Origin of the sequence: Brevibacillus sp. HB1.1 (assembly GCF_013332445.1) — a bacterium.
Taxonomy (GTDB): Bacteria; Bacillota; Bacilli; order Brevibacillales; family Brevibacillaceae; genus Brevibacillus; species Brevibacillus porteri.
On sequence record NZ_JABMIV010000001.1, the window covers coordinates 771,644 to 788,359 of the forward strand.

Here is a 16,716-nt window from a genome sequence, read left to right on the forward strand (position 1 = left end):
GTCACTCTCCGCGGTATATCGGTTTTCGTTTTTCTTGAAAGGCTGCGAGTCCTTCTAGGCGGTCTTTCGTCGGGACGAGCAGCTTATACGCATTGCTCTCAATCTGAAGTCCGCTAGCTAGCTCGACTTCCACTCCACAATCGATGGCAAACTTGGCTTGGGCTAGGGCAAGTGGAGCATTCGCTGAAATTTGCTCAGCCACAGCAATCGCTGTCGCCATAAGTTGATCAGCGGGAACAATCCGATTGATCAACCCAATGGACAGTGCCTCCTCCGGATATACTCGCCTTGCCGTAAAAATCAGTTCCTTGGCGACGCCTTTTCCGACCAACCGAGGCAAACGCTGTGTTCCGCCAGCACCCGGGATGATCCCGAGCGATGTCTCCGTTAAACCCATCTGGGCATGCTCACTCATGATCCGCAGATCGCACGCCAACGCCAATTCTGTACCGCCCCCCAGCGCCAGCCCGTTAATCGCCGCGATAACTGGCTTCGGTAGCTTTTCCAGCTCTGTGAACGTATCTCGAATCGTTTGGATATAGACATCCACCTGTTGTGGTGACATGGAGCGCCGCTCTCTTAAATCCGCACCAGAGCAAAACGCCTTGTCGCCAGCACCTGTCACAATGACCGTTCGGATGTCACGATCATGGCTGATTTCACTGATCAAGCCGCGCAATGTCACGAGCGTTTCAAGATTGAGGCAGTTAAAAACTTCTGGCCGTTGCAGCGTTAGTACGCCGATTGCGCCCTCTCTTTGCAGGGAAACCGTCATATTCTATCCCCTCTTTGCGAATGTGTAGAACATACAGATCATCCAGCTGGTTTGCTTGCGAGCGATGCCCGCAGCACTTTTGAGGGGAGCTCTTTTTCCAATTGCTGCCCAATATACGCACCAGCCTCAATCAACTTCTCGAGATCGACGCCCGTTTCATAGTCCATTCCATGCAGCATGTAAACCAAATCTTCAGTCGAAATGTTGCCGGCAGCTCCTGGGGCATACGGGCATCCGCCGAGGCCGCCGATTGAGCTGTCAAAGATCCGGATTCCTTCCGCTAACGCTGCTGCTACGTTCGCCAATCCAGTTCCTCTCGTATCGTGGAAATGGGCGGCTAAGCGCTCGTTCGTAACATCTTTCACAAGTTCTCCAAAAACCTCATGAACCTGCTTCGGTGTTGCAACCCCTATCGTATCCCCGAGAGAAATCTCGTACACTCCCATTTCCAAGAGAGCCTGTGTCACCCTGCGGCTATTGTCCAGCGGAACATTTCCCTCGTACGGGCAACCGAACACCGTTGAGATATATCCGCGAACTTTCATCCCGAGAGCCAGCGCTTCCTGGGCAACCTCCCGCAGGATCGGAAACGTGTCTTCTATCCGTTTATTGATGTTTTTTTGATTATGCGTTTCAGAGGCAGACATGAACAGGGCAATCTCTGTCAGTCCACATTGGCGCGCCCTCTCCAGACCGCGAATATTTGGAACCAATGCACTAAGCGTTACCTCTTGGCTGCGATTGATTCCCTGCAAGACCTCATCTGCATCCGCCAATTGCGGTATCCATTTTGGATTCACAAACGAACTTGTTTCGATCCGCTTCAAGCCTGCTTCCATCAGCTTATGAATCAGCGTGATTTTGGCTGCCGCCGGAACGATCGCGCTCTCATTTTGCAGCCCGTCACGAGGGCCGACCTCCACGATTTGCACACGCACTATAAGCCCACCTCCTTGCCTAGCGGTCGCTCAGTTTAGAAGCATTCTAATCCTATTCCAAAACGACAATGATATCGCCATCGTTGACAAAATCGCCAATGTTCGCTTTTACTTCCACAACCTTGCCTGAGGCTTGAGCCTGTACAGGAACTTCCATTTTCATCGATTCCAGTACAAGGACGTCTTGTCCTTCATTGATCTCGTCACCTGGCTGAACCAGGACATTAATAACAGTTCCTGCCATATTGGCTGCTACTTGTTTCATGGATAGTCCTCTCCCTTACCTATCATTTTTATTAGCTTAGCGTTTTTCCTTGCTTGACGCCGCTCCACGCTCAGTAACGAACCATGTCGTATAGTTACCTGCTCGGAATTGGTCGTCCTGTAATACTTCTTGCAAAAACGGAATGTTCGTTTTAATGCCAGTAATCAGAAAATGATCCATAGCCTTCTGCGCCTGTTGCACAGCCTCTTGTCTTGTCGCCCCAGATACAATGACCTTTGCAATCATCGGGTCGTAAAAAGGAGTCACCTGTGTACCTGTCTCTACCCCATCATCAATTCGTACATGTTCAAATGCAGGTGGCTGGTATAACGTAATCGTCCCTGGCGATGGAAGGAAGGTGACAGGGTCTTCCGCATAGACACGTAGCTCAATCGCGTGCCGCAGAGCCTTGACGTCCTTTTGCTCGATCGACAACGGGTGACCATCGGCAATATCCAGTTGGAGCGATACGAGGTCAATGCCCGTCATTTCTTCCGTCACGGGATGCTCCACTTGCAAGCGTGTATTCATTTCCAAGAAGTAAAAGTTTTTCTGTTCATCTACGATAAATTCAACTGTTCCAACACCCGAATAGCCCACTGCTTTCGCCGCTGTAACCGCTGCATCGCACAGAAGCTCTCTCGTTGCTATGTCCAAAAAGGGCGACGGGCTTTCTTCGAGTACCTTTTGATGTCTGCGCTGTATGGAGCATTCCCGTTCTAATAAGTGGATGACGTTTCCATGCTGATCGGCAACGACCTGCACTTCGATGTGGCGCGGGCGTTCCACGTACTTCTCCATGTACATCGCATCGTTACCAAAATACGCTTTTGCACGACCTTTCGCCGATTGGTAAGCTTGACGCAGCTCAGCCTCGTCTCGACAAATGTGCATCCCGATTCCTCCGCCACCAGCACTGGCCTTTAGCATCACAGGATATCCGATGGACATCGCGATGACAGCTGCTTCATCTGGTGAATCGATAGCCTGTTCGCACCCTGGAACGACTGGTACTCCCGCAGTCTCCATAATATGACGAGCAGTCAGCTTGTCACCCATTTGACCGATGACCTCCGGGGTTGGACCAATGAAAAGAAGACCTTCCTCCAGAACACGGCGGGCAAAAGCTTCGTTTTCTGACAAAAGACCGTATCCCGGATGAATGGCATCGGCACCGGTGCTTTTCGCTGCTCCAAGAATGGCTTCTACGTTCAGGTAGCTGTGTGGCACAGGCGGTGGACCAATATGGACTGACTCATCTGCTTCACGAACAAACGGCAGATCCTTGTCTGCATCCGAATAGACAGCAACCGTAGCCACTCCTCTTGCCTTGCATGTACGGATAATTCGTCTGGCAATCTCACCACGGTTTGCGATTAATACCTTACGCATGGCAACGCTCCCCTCTTTGACAAACCGACTACAACCGTAAGCGCTTCCAAATTGTTTGCCTGGTTTGTATCATGTGATGCTATTTCTATTTTGCCACGAGAATGATCATAGTTCTAGGATGAAATTTTAAATTTTTCCAAGGAAGCGAAATCATTTCCTGACAATCCCTCCAATAAAAAAAGAAAAACACTTCGGAAAAGCCCATCATCGTGTATAATAAAGGGGCGGGGCCAAAAGGTGGCCAAGGCAAAGAGCTGTGAGAGGAGTGGCTAACCATGTTTGAAGTAAGACGTTTGCAAATCAACTATAAGACACTGGAGGAATTCCAGAAGTTTCGCGAATTTGGCCTGGAGGAGCTTTCTATGAAGGAAGACCTGGAGGCGAACATCGTGGAAAACGATTCGGAATCTCCATTTTACGGTATTTATGACAACGATCTTATGGTAGCACGTATGAGCCTCTACAAAATTGACGGGAAATACGACCGTTACTTCCAACCTGCGCAAGACTATTATGAGCTGTGGAAGCTCGAAGTCCTGCCTGACTACCGTCACAAAGACTACGGAACTGCTTTGGTCAACCACGCGAAGAGCTTTGGAGCTCCTATTAAAACCAACTCACGCTGTCGCGCAGACGATTTTTGGTTGAAAATGGGCTTCACGCCTGTGAAATACAACCTCATGCGTGATCGTGGTGAAAACCCGTACGTATGGTTGCCAGAGAGCGTAGAGCTGCAAGACTAGCTCTTCCTTTCCCAACATGAATGACAAATGAATGCGTAAACAAAAAGAAGCGGATCAATGCCCGCTTCTTTTTTCATCCCTAATTTCTACGCTTATTTTTCTACGCGCTCCAAATTTCCGTTTTCATCCATTTTGAAGATCGCTTTGTTGGAATCCTCTTCCTGTAAAAAAGCAAGCTTGCGTGCACGTTCCATGATCTGTACCAACGCACGGTAGTCATCATTGACCCCCTGAACCTGATCCAGTTCTTTTCTAGCGCGTTCGTGGGCTTCTTTCAATTCTTTTAACTCCAACTCTTTTCCTTCCAACTCTTGTTCCAATTGTCGCAAACGACGAGTCATTTCTTTTTGATTGACGAGCATGCGAATGACTGCTTCAATCTGCTGCTCCTCTACATCCGCGTACTTTTGTACCTCTGTTACTGGTGTTTCAGATCGTTTTGTGTGCAACGCGACGACCTCGACCTCAGCCACCACAGGGGGCGGTACTTGAATCCTCCCGAGCTTTTTCAGCTGCTGTCTTTGGCTTTTCGCAATCGAAATAGCCGCATCGTACCGTTTGCGCACGCAACTGTTCCATCGGAAGCCGCACGCAGCTGCTGTCCTTCCTAACCTTTGACCCACTTCTTCAAATGCAGCAAGCTGTGTGCCGCCTTCGCGTATGTGGCGCAAGGTGACTTCCGCCAGCACTAGATCGTCATCTTCGGTCCATGCGTCTTGTCTGGAAGCTACCATATGAGTCCCTCCCGTTACCTTTAAAAAGGATGATGTAATTCATCCTATGCTTTTCCCTACTCTTGTAGAATCGCTTTCTACTAGAAAAAGTATGTCCAAGCAAATAAATGTTTAAACGAAATGGACTACATCGATCAGGACGTTGGGCGCTTAGTCAGGAAGCTTTCCACTACGGCGACGTGTTCAGGGCTACCCCAAAGATGCGCACATTGACTCACTTCGCTCCGGATTCGTTCTTCTTGCGGAATGCCCATACGCTTCCACTGCAAAATCTTCATGTACGCCTCAATGCCGGCTAGCGGCTGGGCAGCGATTTTTCGAGCGAAACGATATACTTCCTCATGTAGCTTCTCTTCCGTGTATACCTCGTCAACAAAACCGTAGGACTTAGCTTCCTCTGCACGCAATCTGTCACCAGTCAACAGGAGAGCGAGTGCTTTTGACTCTGGCAACAAGTCCAACAGCCGACTTCCTCCACCCCAGCCTGTCGTAATATGCATGCTGATTTGTACAAACCCGAAGGTCGCCCGGTCACTGGCAAAACGAAAATGACACGCGCCCGCAAACTCACAGCCACCTCCGACCGCTGCACCGTTAATCATGGCAATCACCGGTTTGGAATTCTGATCAATGGCGGACAAAAGCCCCGTCACTTTACTGAGCAAAGGATGCGCCTGTTCATAGCCGCGCGCTGCAATAAACTGATTCAAATCGCCTCCGGAAACAAAGCTTCTGCCTGTCCCCGTCACAATCAGAACCTTTACCTCTGGATCGGCTTGGCAGTCTCGCAAGACCTGATGCAGTTCATCAACCAGCTCCACGCTAATGGCATTATGTACATGCGGTCGATTTAATGTGATTGTGGCGATACCGTCCTGTTTTTGCAAAAGCAAGGTCTCCATAAGAACTCCCACCTTTTTATCAGCTTGTGGCTTTATTTTACCTTTCGATGGACAAACAAAAAAGAGGAGGTCTTTACCCCCTCTTTATTAGGACAACAGATTTTTCATGGCGGAAGAATTGAATCCGACGATCAGGTTTTCACCGTCAGTCAGGATCGGACGCTTCAAAAGCTGAGGCTCTTCACTAAGCATTTCGAGCAATTCCTTCACTGACATATCATTAATATCGACATCCAGGTTTTTAAAACGCTGACTTCTCGTCGACAAGATTTCATCCAAGCCATTTGAAGTCATTTTAATAATATCAAGCAGTTCTTCTGCTGTCGGTGGATTTTTGAACAAGTGACGCTCTTCGTAATTCACTCCGTTTTCTGCCAGCCATGCCTTCGCTTTGCGACAGGATGTGCAGCTAGGATAAGTGAAAAACGTTAATTTTTGTGTTTGTGTACGTTCAGCAACGGCCATTGGTTACCCCTCCATCTCATCTATCACGTATGATTTCATCTATAAAAGTCTTACGATTTGCTGTTCGTGATGTTTGCTTCAAGCTCTTACAAAAAGTTAGCCAATAAAATTTCCTTCCTTACTTTGGATTTTAATGCTTGATTAACACTATGTCAATAGTAGTTAATCTAAAAACTAGACGAAAATTTATGCGAAATGCTGTTGTAGCACACTGCTACCTTAACAAGTAACACAAAATGGGATACACTTATGGAGATTGTTTTGAGAAAGGGGTATCGGCATGGACCACGATGCGCAAAAGTTAACCAGTGCTTTAGCTGACCCCACCCGTTTTTCCATTTACCAATTTGTCGCCTACAGTAAAGATTCCATCACGGTTCAGGATATAGCTGATCACTTCTCTATCCACCCTAATGTGGCACGCTTGCACTTGACGAAGTTGGAGGACGTGAATTTACTCACTGCTGTTACAGACAAAAGTGGTAAGGGAGGACGTCCCAGTCGGTTGTACTCACTGTCTGAACAGGTTGTGAGTCTGCAATTCCCTCCTCGTGACTATCAGCTGTTAGCCGATATCGCGATTGAAAGCCTGCTCTCGCTCGGCGAAGCTGGCGAAGCCGCTCTAATTAAAATGGGACATCGCATTGGAACTGAGATGGCAAAACGGGCGGTTGTCCAAAGCGGAATCAATTTAGAAATAGCCTCTATGGAAGAAAAATTGGACCTGATCCATCGGATTGTCGTGGCTCAGGGATTGAAACCAGACATCGAAGCAATGGATGAAGGAAAGCTGCGTTTTCGCGTAAATAATTGCACCTTCTCTGACAGCGCAAAAAAATACCCGAATGCCGTATGCCAGATGCACAACGCTCTGTTGATGGGAATATTCGAAACGTACTTGGGGAACATTGAATTACGTGAGGATGATTCCAAAATTCGCGGATGCCAATCCTGCAACTATACGCTGATTCAGTATTAGCACCGCAAGTCCAGTCTTTCCTCCCCGGGTGACAACAATCCGTCATACCTTTATCGTTTACACGTGTTCACCTGTCCTATATAATGGGGGAGGAATCTTGTAAATCTTACCGATCGAGGCAAAAAGGGGGGACAAAAATGGATCGTATGTATCGCGTTCTTGGTTTCTGGACCATCGTGATCGCGTTGATGGCGTTTTGGGCAGAGTTGTACCCGATGGCGCTCATCTTCTTCAGTTTGACTGCATTCTTCGTAGCGTTGAGCTACATGAATCTGACTGAACGAGTATACCTAAACATTTTCTTCGGCTTCATGTTCCTGTCTTTTGTTGGATTCACGTATTACACGTTCTTCGTGATGCCTGTAGGACCACAAGAACACGCTTTTCTACAATTGATCATGTAAGAAAAAAGATGCTCGCCATGAGCATCTTTTTTTATGTTTTCCTCTTCTTTTACTCCCAGGTGCCTTTCTCTTGGACCATGACCCAAAAACGCCCACCTAAGCCAGCAGGATCAATCAACTGCTGGATCGCCCGATTCCGTTTCATCGCAACGCTCGTGAAAGGGTCTGTATCCATATGCGCGACCGCTTTATGAAGCAAGCCATTCCGCATCAAAAACCGATCCTGTCTCATATAGTCTATTTCCCGTAAACCAACCTTTTCTCCATACTCTTGCCACGCAGAAAAATTCACATGTGTCGTCAAGTCTTGTTCGCCTATGTTGATATACGGATTCGTATGAGCCTGATGACGATGGTAGCACATCAATGTTCCGTTTTTTCGACTAGGATGGTAAAGCTCTTCTTGCAGATCACCGTAATCAATCGTGATGACGAACCCTTTTTTCAATAGGCTGGAAACTTCTTGTGCGGCTTGCTCCATCGCCATATTTATCTCGATCCGCATGCCGATTGGCAGCTTCAAGTTTAGCTCGCGCAAATATTCCCCAAGCGCTGGTGTCATATCCCCCAGACACTCTTCCAACCCATCCTCGCCAACACGCACCCATACTTCCTGCCAGCCGGATCTGGTTTTCTCCACAATATGTACTGGAAATGCGTCCAGCCATTCATTCGAGAAAATAACCCCTTCTATTTTTTCATGCTTGGCAGCTTCATTCACAGAAGAATACCAGCGCTTTGGACCCTCGTGCCACTGGAGCGCCTCCTGCTGCATTTTCCGGTGATAAGGACTCGCCTCTATCAAAATGATCGTCAGCTCTTTGTATACCTCTGGCTTGCTCTCACGGATGTGCTCCAGCATGTGTCGGCAAACAGCCCCGGTGCCACCACCGATCTCAACGAGCACAGGCGAAGTAATATCCGACTTCTCCCACAATGCCAAGATTGCATCTGCGATTGTTTCCGCAAAGACAGGATGCACCGATGCACTCGTATAAAAATCTCCCGCTTTGCCTACTTTGGGTTGTTCGACCATATAATATCCATACGTGTCATGATAGAGGGCCAACTCCATAAAGCGCGCGAACGTAATCGCTTTCCCTGGTTGGCTTGCTATTTCCTCGCGAATCAGTTCGATCATCGTCATAAGCTCTTCTCCTGCTATCCAAATTCAACTAGATAAGGCTATAATACGAAAAGAAGCATACAATATGGAAAGGCAAAAGCAAAAGGTGAAATCATGCGCAAATTTCTTCTCGTCTTGTTCCTACTTGTATGTCCACTGACGGTATTCGCACAGGAAGAGCCCTCTACTCCTTTGGAGCAGCTCATCCTGCAGCAGCATTTTACACAAAAAGAGCTGGAGCGAACCCTCACCTTACTCAAGGAAGAAGAGACGCGGACATACGGGGAAATCGCTCAAATGGATCTCGATTTGCAACGACAAAAGCTGGTGATGGAAGCGACACAACGCCGGGCCGGTGAGGTAGCGCGGTCCTATTACATGGGCGAGCGTACTAATCTTCTGACGTTACTATTAAATGCGGAAAATTTCAATCAGTTCTTATTGATGTACGACTTCTACGAGATCTTGTACGAGCGTGACATGTCTCGACTAGAGTCCTATCATACTGAGCGCACCAAGCTCACTGCGATGCAAACCGACAAAAAGAATCGATTGGACCAACTTCAAACGCTGCGAAAAAAATACGAGCTTCAATTAGCAGAAATGCTCGCTGTTGCCGCTGAAAAAGAAAAAAACGTACAAAAGCTGGATAACCCGACAGTTGTGGAATCCATGATGAATCACTTGATTTTAGACTGGGAAAAACGTGGTTTGCCCGCATTCCAGACCTTCTTCGGAATGCTCGCGCAGGTGATGGTTCAAGTTCCCGAGTTGGCGACGCCGGATCGAATTCAGTCGGAAGGTCTCCTCAAGCATACACTAACCATCAATCAGACTGACTTCAACAATTTTCTGATAGAGAAAGACGCCTTGTTTAAACAATCCCATTTCGCCTTTGAGGATAACAAGCTGACCGTGGAAGGCACGTATGATCAGATGGAGCTAAAGCTCGTTGGTAACTATGAGCTCGTCTCACCTACCCATCTCAAATTCCACATTACCGAGCTGTACTTTGACGGCTTTGCCTTGCCTCAATCGACCGTGGAGGAAATGGAGGAAGCGTACGATCTCGGATTTTATCCGGAGCTGATCTCCCCCAACATCCAAGTGCAAGGCATCACACTGATGGACGAAGAATTAAAACTCCAGCTACAATTCAATCTTCCATTTGGATTTGGAAAGAAGTAAAGCCAGCTATTTGTTAGCTGGCTTTTTTCTTGGAGACAACCTTATTGACATGAACCGGCATTTCCTTCTGCAATTGTGTCATGTACTGGATCGCTTCTTTCGTCAGCGTAGGGTATTTCTGCCCCTGCTTCAGCTTCTCCAATGTTTCTGACACCGGGTAAATGACATAGTTGCGCTTATTATTTTTCCGATAAAAATGAACGTAGGTCGGAATCATTTCAGCACTTTCGATGCTGGCCTCTCCTGACTCATTCTTGTACAGCACAAGCTTCAGGATTGCGCCAACATCCTTGTAGTCCCAACGCTGCGCAGAGATGAAATTGCCCAACGAATAGGCGATCAGTCCTTTGTGTTGACGTCCATCTTCGAGGGTAACCGTCTTCCATTCATAAGGTTGTACCACATGTGGATGCGCCCCCAAAATCAAATCCGCTCCAAATGTTAGAGCTTGCTCGGCGGTGTTGATTTGTTCAGGACTAGGCATGCGTTGATACTCATTTCCGAAATGAAGCGCCACTGCAACCAGATCGGCTCCTTTTTCTCTTGCCCGTGCGATATCTTTTTTCATCAGCGCAGGCGAAATCAGATTGACCAGATACGGCTTGCCTTCTGGAATCGCGATTCCATTCGTTCCGTACGTATACGATAGCAAGGCTAGCGTGAATCCGTCCTTGGTCAACAACAAGGGCTCATCTCGATCCTCTGGACTGGCAAACGTTCCCGTGTGCGGAAGACCGGCTTCATCGAGATATTTGATGGTTTGCAGAACCCCTTGTTCTTTGCGGTCCATCGAATGGTTATTCGCTGTCGATACCGCAGTAAATCCAAATTCCTTCAACGAATGTGCCAGCGACTCAGGAGAATTAAACATCGGATAGCCTGAGTATTTGGCCTTGCTACCGCTCATCGTTGTCTCAAGATTGCCGATAACCCAGTCTGCCTCACGGAACATCGGGATGACATTCGGGAAGAATCGTTGAAAATCATAGCTTTTCGTCGCTGGGTCCCAGACGGCATCCAACTGCTCCTGATGCATCATGATATCCCCAACAGCAAGAAGGGAGATACGCTGTTCCGGAAATCTTGATGGCAAAGTCGGAGGTTGTGTCTCCTGATGATTGGGCGCTGTCTGCGGTGGTGTTGCGGGATCAGGCGCTTTCACGTTGGGAGCTTGGTTGGTCTTATCTGCTTGGGCGATGGGTGCTGCACACCCAACCAGACTCGTGCAGGCGATAACGAGAATGAATGCCCATTTCCATGTTCGCTTCATAATGAATAGCTCCTTTAGTAAATGGTGACCCCTTCCTTTTCTCCACCACCTGACAAAATCCTCTCCCATATTTTATAAAGAATGATGAAGTGACTTAACGGAGCATGCCTGTGACAAACGGATTGTACGTTTTCTCGTAGTCGATCGTCGTCTTCGGTCCATGCCCTGGATACACAATGGTTTCATCATCAAGCTCAAACAGCTTGTCTTGGATACTGATCATCAGCGTTTCGTAATCTCCTCCGAAGAGATCCGTACGCCCGATGCTTTGGTTAAACAGAACGTCGCCACCGAAGCAGTGCTGGCCAATGACAAATGAACAGCTGCCTGGTGAATGCCCTGGCGTATGCAGCACCTGAATGTGAAAACCTGCCAGTTCCAGAGTCTGACCATCCTCCAGTTCGTGCTCGGCCCGCTCACATACGATGAGTTCAGGCAGATTCCAGCGTCGAGATCCGTTGAGATCAGGGTTTGTGAGCCATTCCTGCTCCAGTGGATGAATGTAAACCGGTGCTTTTGTCAATTCTCTTACTTGGTTGAGACCACCAATATGATCCAAGTGGGCATGCGTCAAAAGAATGGCAACGACGTTTTTATTTGCGAGAGCACGAAGCAACTGATCTGGCTCCATACCCGGGTCAATCACAATGGTTTGATTGGTATCGGTGTTTGTCACCACATACGCATTGGTTTGGAATGCTCCCAACGCATAGGATTCAATGGCAAGATTTTGATTCGTCATAGGAAACCTCCTTGATTTTTTGATACGATAGAAAAAACACGCTTGCAAACATGGGGGTATGACATGCGCCATATGTACGGAATTGAACTGAATGTACCAGCCGGGAAGCTCCCTGGCTTCTATGCTCAAGTCATACATAAAATCGGAGATCATGTCAATGTCTTTGATCGGGACAAACTGCTTTTTATTTTAGAGAATCAAGCCGAACTGGAGAAGCTGGAAACCATTTTGGAGAAGTCCAACATGTTAGGCGATGCCTTTTCCCTATTGCTGCTCCCGTCAGCAACCACAATCGATCAACTCGATGATATCGGTTTTGTCTCCCAAAATGAACATTTGTATGTATATGCAGATCAAGTTGCCATCGTAACGCTCGGGGCTCCATCCCACTCAGAAGATCAGTGGGCTGCTACGGAGCAACTCCGTGAGCACATTTTAGGCGTAATACCCGAAAATACACAACAACCCGAAGCCTACCTGATCGATCAAAGCTTGATTCCACTGGCAGAGGGAATCGCGAAGGCTTATCAAGTGAAGCTCGTTTGGCACCATCCGACTAAATGAATCCTTTACACGCAAAAAAGGGAGTTCCTCATAAGCGAACTCCCTTCTCCTTTTTACGATGATTTACGATCAAATCGGAACCACGCTACTTGATTGTCCACAAGACCAAAATTGGCGGTGTATTTACTGCCCTCAAATACCACTTCTGGTTCGCCTTTTCCTTTTCCGTACAGCTTCTCTAGCTGTTCAGCACTGTCAAACATGGCGAGTCCTCGGTATGTTTTGAATTTTTGCCCGTCCTCACGCGGAACTCCTCCCAGCATGATTGATGTCAATTCACCTTTGTGGACTTTGATCATCATCTGGGTCTGATCAACCAGCAGCATCCCCATTACAGCATCTCCCGCACCCTGCGACATCTGCTCTACCGTGTAACTTTGCCTTGTCACCATATCCATAAAATCAGCTTTTGTCGGCTTCAAAATATCCATCGCTTCTTTTATGTTCTGCCCGAGATACATGCCGTTGACTCCGTATTCCTTTTGATTTTCAGAGTCAAATGTAGCAGTTGGTTCCGACTGGGCCGAACACGCCGCCAAGACAACAACTGTTAATACCCAAACTGCAGTCATTCGCAAGCATTTCCACATCATTCACCTGTGCCCACCTTTGCTACCACTCTTTTGGTTATCTTAGCTTATCCGGCAAGCATCGGGCAACCATAGGGAGACGAGCTTATTCTCGTGTTCCGCTGACTTTGCGGCGCGGTCGATTAGGCGGCAGATTGCTGTCCACCGATTGTTTGAAGTTCTCTAGTATTTTGAGGAGTGATGCGAAAAAAGGCGAACCAAACACCGCTACAATTCCCCACATCCAGGTTCCTAACTGCCACGAATTTTTTACATAAGCGGATTCAGCACCAGTTAAAATGAGAGCTGGATCCAGACCAAGCATGCCAAAAATGACACCAGCAGCCAATACGGAAATAAGCAGATTGAAAAAGCGCTTGTAGTGCATCAGTCTAGCAGCGTGATACTGATCCTCCCAGCAATTTTCTTTCGCCTCATAGTCCGTCGCCAAAAAGGGAACGACTGATTTAAAAGCTTCCGTGACACCTGCTGCCGCGCTGGACACCGCTGTTATATAAATCAAAAAAGAAATAGATGAATCCAACGTAACCATCATGCTTCCCCCCTTTGTACATATGTATGGAGATGGAGGGACAACTTGCAAATTTTTTACAGTTTGTATATTTCCCCTTTTCTGTTTATACGGTAACATGTTGGTGCATGTAAATATGAGGAAGGGCAGGGATTGCTATGCAGGACTTTTCTTTTGTATGGAATCAGTACGACTTGATTCGCGGAATGTTTTTGGCGAGATTGACGGAAATAACCGAGGAAGAAGCAGACGTGGTTCCAGATGGCTTTAAAAACAACATTCGCTGGAATCTTGGTCATATTCTCCTGACACAAGATTACTTGCTCTTCGGATCAGAAGGAATGAAATGTCCTCCGTATTACGCAGCCATGTTTGCTCCAGGAACCAAGCCTGCTGATTGGCAAAAAGAAGGACCTTCCCTCGAGACCTTAGCTGCAGAGCTAAAAGAACAACATGTGCGTATTAAAGAAGAATTGCATTCCCGATTGAATGATCCATTGCCAAAACCGTTTCAGCTAGGAGACAAAGGTACTATGCATACTTATGGGGAAATGATGGTCTTCACTCTTTTCCATGAAGGGATGCACATCGGATGTATTTCGTCATTGCGAAATGCGATCACAGCTGCTAAATAAGGAAAATCGGACAAAAACGCGGGAATTTATTATCCGCGTTTTTCTTTTTGCCTCCGAATCTGCAAAAAATGAAAACCGCTCCAATGAGGAGCGGTCCTTGTCGAGCCCGAATTGCTTATGGGGTTCTACCGGTTATTCTCTTTGGCTCTTCAACCTCCATCGTAGAGAAAAGTAGCTAAAGGAATCGGTTAATCTCCATACGACTTTCGTCGATTGCTTGATCATGATTATCCACGGATCTTCGCCTCCTGCAAGGCATTTCGCCGTTTACTTACATGAATCATCGGGCTCGACAAAAATAGTATGACCTCCTCACTGTTTTTCATACATTCTCTTTACAATAAATCTGCGGCCAGCTGTGCAAGCACACTCCGTTCGCCTTTTTCCAACTGGATATGTCCAGCCAGCTTTTGGTCTTTAAATACTTCTACCACGTAGGTTAAACCGTTGTTGCTCTCATCCAAGTATGGATGATCAATCTGCTCAGGATCACCCATTAGTACAATTTTCGAGCCGTCCCCTACCCTCGTCAGGATCGTCTTCACTTCATGCTTTGTCAAGTTTTGCGCTTCATCAATGATAATAAATTGTTCGGGGATGGAGCGCCCACGAATATACGTCAAAGCTTCCACCTGCAAACTACCCATGCCTGCCAAAATTTTATCCAGATCACCTGGGCGCTTTGTGTTAAACAAATATTCCAAATTATCATAAATCGGTTGCATCCACGGTCGAAGCTTTTCTTCTTTTTCGCCGGGCAAATAACCGATGTCTTTTCCAAGCGGAACGATAGGTCTTGCCACTAACAGTTTTTTGTATTTTTGCTGGTCCTCGATTTGCAGCAGGCCCGCTGCTAATGCCAGCAAAGTTTTTCCTGTACCGGCCTTACCGGTCATAGTTACTAAAGGAATATCATCTCGTAGCAGCAATTCGGTTGCCATCCGTTGCTGTACGTTACGGGCTCGGATGCCCCAAATCGGATCATCATCTGACACAAGCATTTCTAACGTTTTTCCGTCCGGGTCGACCTTTCCAATCGCTGAAATAGATGGGTTGCATTCGTCCTTCAGCACTAAAAATTGATGAGGGTAAAAGCGATAGCGTGGAAAACAGGAGGCCAACTGCAGCTTTCTTGTCGCGTAGTAGTTCTTGATGATATCGGACGCTACCATCATCTTCTGATACCCCGGGTAAATACTGGAGAACTCCCCCACAACTCGATCCGAAAGAAAATCCTCTGCGGAAATATTCAATGCATCAGCCTTGACTCTCATGAGAGCATCCTTACTTACCAAAATGACCGGTCTTGGCTGTGGTTTTCCGTTTTCCTCCTCCTGTAAGTTTAGTGCGACCGCCAAAATGCGGTTGTCATTACTCATTTCTGTGAATTGTTTCTGAAGGCGGTGGAAAGAGGAATGATTCAGTTCCACCCGAAACAACCCGCCTGTTTCTAGGGTAATACCAGTGTGCAATTGCCCCAGCTCACGAAAACTGTCAAAGAGCCGAGATACGTACCGAGCATTGCGGCCAATTTCATCCATGTACCGCTTTTTGGAATCGATTTCTTCTAATACGACAGCTGGTATGACTATTTCGTTGTCAGCGAAAGAAAACATCGCCCTTGGATCTTGCAGGAGTACGTTGGTGTCCAGTACGTAGATTTTCTTCAAAATCTCGCCTCCTATTACCCTTCTTATATACCCTATGCAATTTTTGGAGGGATGCTCAAGTGCGGCGACGTGATGTACTACAGTCTATGTTCAGGTAGACAGAGATAGACGACCCATTGGCAGAATGAAAATCGGCAGCCCAGAACAAAATACTTGTAACCCTGCCCTCCTCAAGAAGGAAGGCAATACTGGGAAAGGGAGAATGCCTGTGAAACGGATCATGATCTGCTGCCTCGGTTTTAGCTTGTTGCTTACAGCATGCATGTCGGGCAAAAATCCACCAGCCAATCAGGCTGCACAGCCGAAGCATGCCACTCATACGCAACGCGTTCAGCAAACAGCTCCTGAGCCTGCTTATAATCAATCTTCTCAAGCCACCGCTGATCGTCTGGCCCAACTGGCAACACGTGTGAAAAGGGTACACAGCGCGACTGCTGTGGTCTTGGGTAAATATGCTGTAGTCGGTATTACTGTAGACCCGAATTTGGATCGCCCAGAAGTCGGCGTCATTAAGTATACGGTTGCGGAAGCACTGAAAGAAGACCCTCAAGGAGCGAACGCTGTCGTAACCGCAGACCCTGCCGTCGTACAGCGTTTACGGGAAATGAGAGATGATATTCGTCGCGGCCATCCTGTTGCCGGTATTACGGAAGAGTTGGCGGATATCGTAGGTCGGATCATTCCCCAACTGCCGCGCAGTGTGCAGCCTCGCAATGAAACACCTTCTCAAGTAAAAGAAAAACGCATGCACAAAGAGCCGCAAGGACAAAACAAAATCAACGCAAATCGTACAGGAACCCCTTAAAAGAAAAAGAGGTATCCC

The 16,716-nt window shown here is 47.4% G+C and carries 20 protein-coding genes; 7 read left to right on the forward strand and 13 right to left on the reverse strand.

The window, feature by feature from the left end; genetic code table 11:
* Position 1: 1 nt before the first annotated feature.
* Genes HPY27_RS03750 through HPY27_RS03765 form a run of 4 tightly spaced genes read right to left on the reverse strand, consistent with a single transcriptional unit; the run spans position 2 to position 3,370 of the window.
* Positions 2–775 carry an enoyl-CoA hydratase-related protein gene (locus tag HPY27_RS03750; RefSeq protein ID WP_017249576.1) on the reverse strand — a complete coding sequence of 258 codons (774 nt, stop codon included), beginning with the start codon at positions 773–775 and terminating at the stop codon, positions 2–4.
* A gap of 38 nt (positions 776–813) precedes the next feature.
* Entirely contained in the window at positions 814–1,713 is a 900-nt protein-coding gene (locus HPY27_RS03755; protein ID WP_174224370.1) for a hydroxymethylglutaryl-CoA lyase, read from the reverse strand.
* Positions 1,714–1,765: 52 nt separating this feature from the next.
* Entirely contained in the window at positions 1,766–1,978 is a 213-nt protein-coding gene (locus HPY27_RS03760) for a biotin/lipoyl-containing protein (RefSeq protein ID WP_015892116.1), read from the reverse strand.
* A 36-nt stretch (positions 1,979–2,014) separates the two neighbouring features.
* Positions 2,015–3,370: an acetyl-CoA carboxylase biotin carboxylase subunit gene (locus tag HPY27_RS03765; protein ID WP_173622200.1), complete on the reverse strand. Its 1,356-nt coding sequence runs from the start codon at positions 3,368–3,370 to the stop codon at positions 2,015–2,017.
* A 275-nt stretch (positions 3,371–3,645) separates the two neighbouring features.
* On the opposite strand from HPY27_RS03765, the gene HPY27_RS03770 reads away from it, so the two are divergent.
* Positions 3,646–4,113: an N-acetyltransferase gene (locus HPY27_RS03770; RefSeq protein ID WP_007723302.1), complete on the forward strand. Its 468-nt coding sequence runs from the start codon at positions 3,646–3,648 to the stop codon at positions 4,111–4,113.
* Positions 4,114–4,205: 92 nt separating this feature from the next.
* Here the strand turns inward: HPY27_RS03770 and HPY27_RS03775 are convergent, their stop codons facing one another.
* The 3 genes from HPY27_RS03775 to HPY27_RS03785 all read right to left on the reverse strand — a co-directional run bounded on the left by HPY27_RS03775 (position 4,206) and on the right by HPY27_RS03785 (position 6,214).
* Positions 4,206–4,847 carry an RsfA family transcriptional regulator gene (locus tag HPY27_RS03775; protein WP_173622201.1) on the reverse strand — a complete coding sequence of 214 codons (642 nt, stop codon included), beginning with the start codon at positions 4,845–4,847 and terminating at the stop codon, positions 4,206–4,208.
* A 134-nt stretch (positions 4,848–4,981) separates the two neighbouring features.
* Complete coding sequence (locus HPY27_RS03780; RefSeq protein ID WP_174224371.1) at positions 4,982–5,749, reverse strand: enoyl-CoA hydratase/isomerase family protein; 768 nt, start codon at positions 5,747–5,749, stop codon at positions 4,982–4,984.
* A gap of 87 nt (positions 5,750–5,836) precedes the next feature.
* The gene (locus HPY27_RS03785) at positions 5,837–6,214 is read right to left on the reverse strand and encodes a Spx/MgsR family RNA polymerase-binding regulatory protein (RefSeq protein WP_016740704.1); all 378 of its coding nucleotides are present in this window, start codon (positions 6,212–6,214) and stop codon (positions 5,837–5,839) included.
* Between the two features lie 280 nt (positions 6,215–6,494).
* On the opposite strand from HPY27_RS03785, the gene HPY27_RS03790 reads away from it, so the two are divergent.
* Together HPY27_RS03790 and HPY27_RS03795 are read left to right on the forward strand one after the other, a co-directional pair.
* Positions 6,495–7,193 (forward strand): helix-turn-helix transcriptional regulator, encoded by a 699-nt coding sequence (locus tag HPY27_RS03790; protein ID WP_173622203.1) that lies wholly within the window; start codon positions 6,495–6,497, stop codon positions 7,191–7,193.
* A 137-nt stretch (positions 7,194–7,330) separates the two neighbouring features.
* Positions 7,331–7,597: a DUF2626 domain-containing protein gene (locus tag HPY27_RS03795; protein WP_017249582.1), complete on the forward strand. Its 267-nt coding sequence runs from the start codon at positions 7,331–7,333 to the stop codon at positions 7,595–7,597.
* 49 nt (positions 7,598–7,646) lie between these two features.
* Here HPY27_RS03795 and HPY27_RS03800 read toward each other — a convergent pair whose 3' ends face one another.
* Complete coding sequence (locus tag HPY27_RS03800) at positions 7,647–8,744, reverse strand: class I SAM-dependent methyltransferase (protein WP_174224372.1); 1,098 nt, start codon at positions 8,742–8,744, stop codon at positions 7,647–7,649.
* 93 nt (positions 8,745–8,837) lie between these two features.
* Here HPY27_RS03800 and HPY27_RS03805 point away from each other — a divergent pair, with 93 nt between their 5' ends.
* A complete protein-coding gene (locus HPY27_RS03805) occupies positions 8,838–9,911 on the forward strand; it encodes a hypothetical protein (RefSeq protein WP_174224373.1) in 1,074 nt (357 codons plus the stop codon).
* A gap of 13 nt (positions 9,912–9,924) precedes the next feature.
* Here HPY27_RS03805 and HPY27_RS03810 read toward each other — a convergent pair whose 3' ends face one another.
* The gene (locus tag HPY27_RS03810; protein WP_174224374.1) at positions 9,925–11,181 is read right to left on the reverse strand and encodes a CapA family protein; all 1,257 of its coding nucleotides are present in this window, start codon (positions 11,179–11,181) and stop codon (positions 9,925–9,927) included.
* Positions 11,182–11,275: 94 nt separating this feature from the next.
* Entirely contained in the window at positions 11,276–11,923 is a 648-nt protein-coding gene (locus HPY27_RS03815) for an MBL fold metallo-hydrolase (protein WP_017249586.1), read from the reverse strand.
* Between the two features lie 63 nt (positions 11,924–11,986).
* On the opposite strand from HPY27_RS03815, the gene HPY27_RS03820 reads away from it, so the two are divergent.
* Positions 11,987–12,487: a hypothetical protein gene (locus tag HPY27_RS03820; RefSeq protein WP_173622207.1), complete on the forward strand. Its 501-nt coding sequence runs from the start codon at positions 11,987–11,989 to the stop codon at positions 12,485–12,487.
* A 53-nt stretch (positions 12,488–12,540) separates the two neighbouring features.
* On the opposite strand, the gene HPY27_RS03825 is transcribed toward HPY27_RS03820, so the two are convergent.
* Both HPY27_RS03825 and HPY27_RS03830 read right to left on the reverse strand, forming a co-directional pair.
* Positions 12,541–13,080, reverse strand: coding sequence for a hypothetical protein (locus HPY27_RS03825; RefSeq protein WP_173622208.1), 540 nt, complete (start codon positions 13,078–13,080; stop codon positions 12,541–12,543).
* A gap of 82 nt (positions 13,081–13,162) precedes the next feature.
* Entirely contained in the window at positions 13,163–13,609 is a 447-nt protein-coding gene (locus HPY27_RS03830) for a hypothetical protein (RefSeq protein WP_017249589.1), read from the reverse strand.
* A gap of 137 nt (positions 13,610–13,746) precedes the next feature.
* On the opposite strand from HPY27_RS03830, the gene HPY27_RS03835 reads away from it, so the two are divergent.
* Positions 13,747–14,223 (forward strand): DinB family protein, encoded by a 477-nt coding sequence (locus HPY27_RS03835; protein WP_017249590.1) that lies wholly within the window; start codon positions 13,747–13,749, stop codon positions 14,221–14,223.
* A gap of 335 nt (positions 14,224–14,558) precedes the next feature.
* On the opposite strand, the gene HPY27_RS03840 is transcribed toward HPY27_RS03835, so the two are convergent.
* Positions 14,559–15,893, reverse strand: a complete 1,335-nt coding sequence (locus tag HPY27_RS03840; protein ID WP_069849661.1) for a PhoH family protein — start codon at positions 15,891–15,893, stop codon at positions 14,559–14,561.
* Positions 15,894–16,095: 202 nt separating this feature from the next.
* Here HPY27_RS03840 and HPY27_RS03845 point away from each other — a divergent pair, with 202 nt between their 5' ends.
* Positions 16,096–16,698, forward strand: a complete 603-nt coding sequence (locus HPY27_RS03845) for a YhcN/YlaJ family sporulation lipoprotein (protein ID WP_174224375.1) — start codon at positions 16,096–16,098, stop codon at positions 16,696–16,698.
* Positions 16,699–16,716: the final 18 nt, after the last annotated feature.

What these genes read in the sequence shown, in the direction of transcription:
- HPY27_RS03750 (WP_017249576.1), bottom strand. Translation starts at nt 775, where the DNA reads ATGACGGTTTCCCTGCAAAGAGAGGGCGCAATCGGCGTACTAACGCTG.
- HPY27_RS03760 (WP_015892116.1), bottom strand. Translation starts at nt 1,978, where the DNA reads ATGAAACAAGTAGCAGCCAATATGGCAGGAACTGTTATTAATGTCCTG.
- HPY27_RS03765 (WP_173622200.1), bottom strand. Translation starts at nt 3,370, where the DNA reads ATGCGTAAGGTATTAATCGCAAACCGTGGTGAGATTGCCAGACGAATT.
- HPY27_RS03770 (WP_007723302.1), top strand. Translation starts at nt 3,646, where the DNA reads ATGTTTGAAGTAAGACGTTTGCAAATCAACTATAAGACACTGGAGGAA.
- HPY27_RS03775 (WP_173622201.1), bottom strand. Translation starts at nt 4,847, where the DNA reads ATGGTAGCTTCCAGACAAGACGCATGGACCGAAGATGACGATCTAGTG.
- HPY27_RS03780 (WP_174224371.1), bottom strand. Translation starts at nt 5,749, where the DNA reads ATGGAGACCTTGCTTTTGCAAAAACAGGACGGTATCGCCACAATCACA.
- HPY27_RS03785 (WP_016740704.1), bottom strand. Translation starts at nt 6,214, where the DNA reads ATGGCCGTTGCTGAACGTACACAAACACAAAAATTAACGTTTTTCACT.
- HPY27_RS03790 (WP_173622203.1), top strand. Translation starts at nt 6,495, where the DNA reads ATGGACCACGATGCGCAAAAGTTAACCAGTGCTTTAGCTGACCCCACC.
- HPY27_RS03795 (WP_017249582.1), top strand. Translation starts at nt 7,331, where the DNA reads ATGGATCGTATGTATCGCGTTCTTGGTTTCTGGACCATCGTGATCGCG.
- HPY27_RS03800 (WP_174224372.1), bottom strand. Translation starts at nt 8,744, where the DNA reads ATGACGATGATCGAACTGATTCGCGAGGAAATAGCAAGCCAACCAGGG.
- HPY27_RS03805 (WP_174224373.1), top strand. Translation starts at nt 8,838, where the DNA reads ATGCGCAAATTTCTTCTCGTCTTGTTCCTACTTGTATGTCCACTGACG.
- HPY27_RS03810 (WP_174224374.1), bottom strand. Translation starts at nt 11,181, where the DNA reads ATGAAGCGAACATGGAAATGGGCATTCATTCTCGTTATCGCCTGCACG.
- HPY27_RS03815 (WP_017249586.1), bottom strand. Translation starts at nt 11,923, where the DNA reads ATGACGAATCAAAATCTTGCCATTGAATCCTATGCGTTGGGAGCATTC.
- HPY27_RS03820 (WP_173622207.1), top strand. Translation starts at nt 11,987, where the DNA reads ATGCGCCATATGTACGGAATTGAACTGAATGTACCAGCCGGGAAGCTC.
- HPY27_RS03825 (WP_173622208.1), bottom strand. Translation starts at nt 13,080, where the DNA reads ATGATGTGGAAATGCTTGCGAATGACTGCAGTTTGGGTATTAACAGTT.
- HPY27_RS03830 (WP_017249589.1), bottom strand. Translation starts at nt 13,609, where the DNA reads ATGGTTACGTTGGATTCATCTATTTCTTTTTTGATTTATATAACAGCG.
- HPY27_RS03835 (WP_017249590.1), top strand. Translation starts at nt 13,747, where the DNA reads ATGCAGGACTTTTCTTTTGTATGGAATCAGTACGACTTGATTCGCGGA.
- HPY27_RS03845 (WP_174224375.1), top strand. Translation starts at nt 16,096, where the DNA reads ATGCCTGTGAAACGGATCATGATCTGCTGCCTCGGTTTTAGCTTGTTG.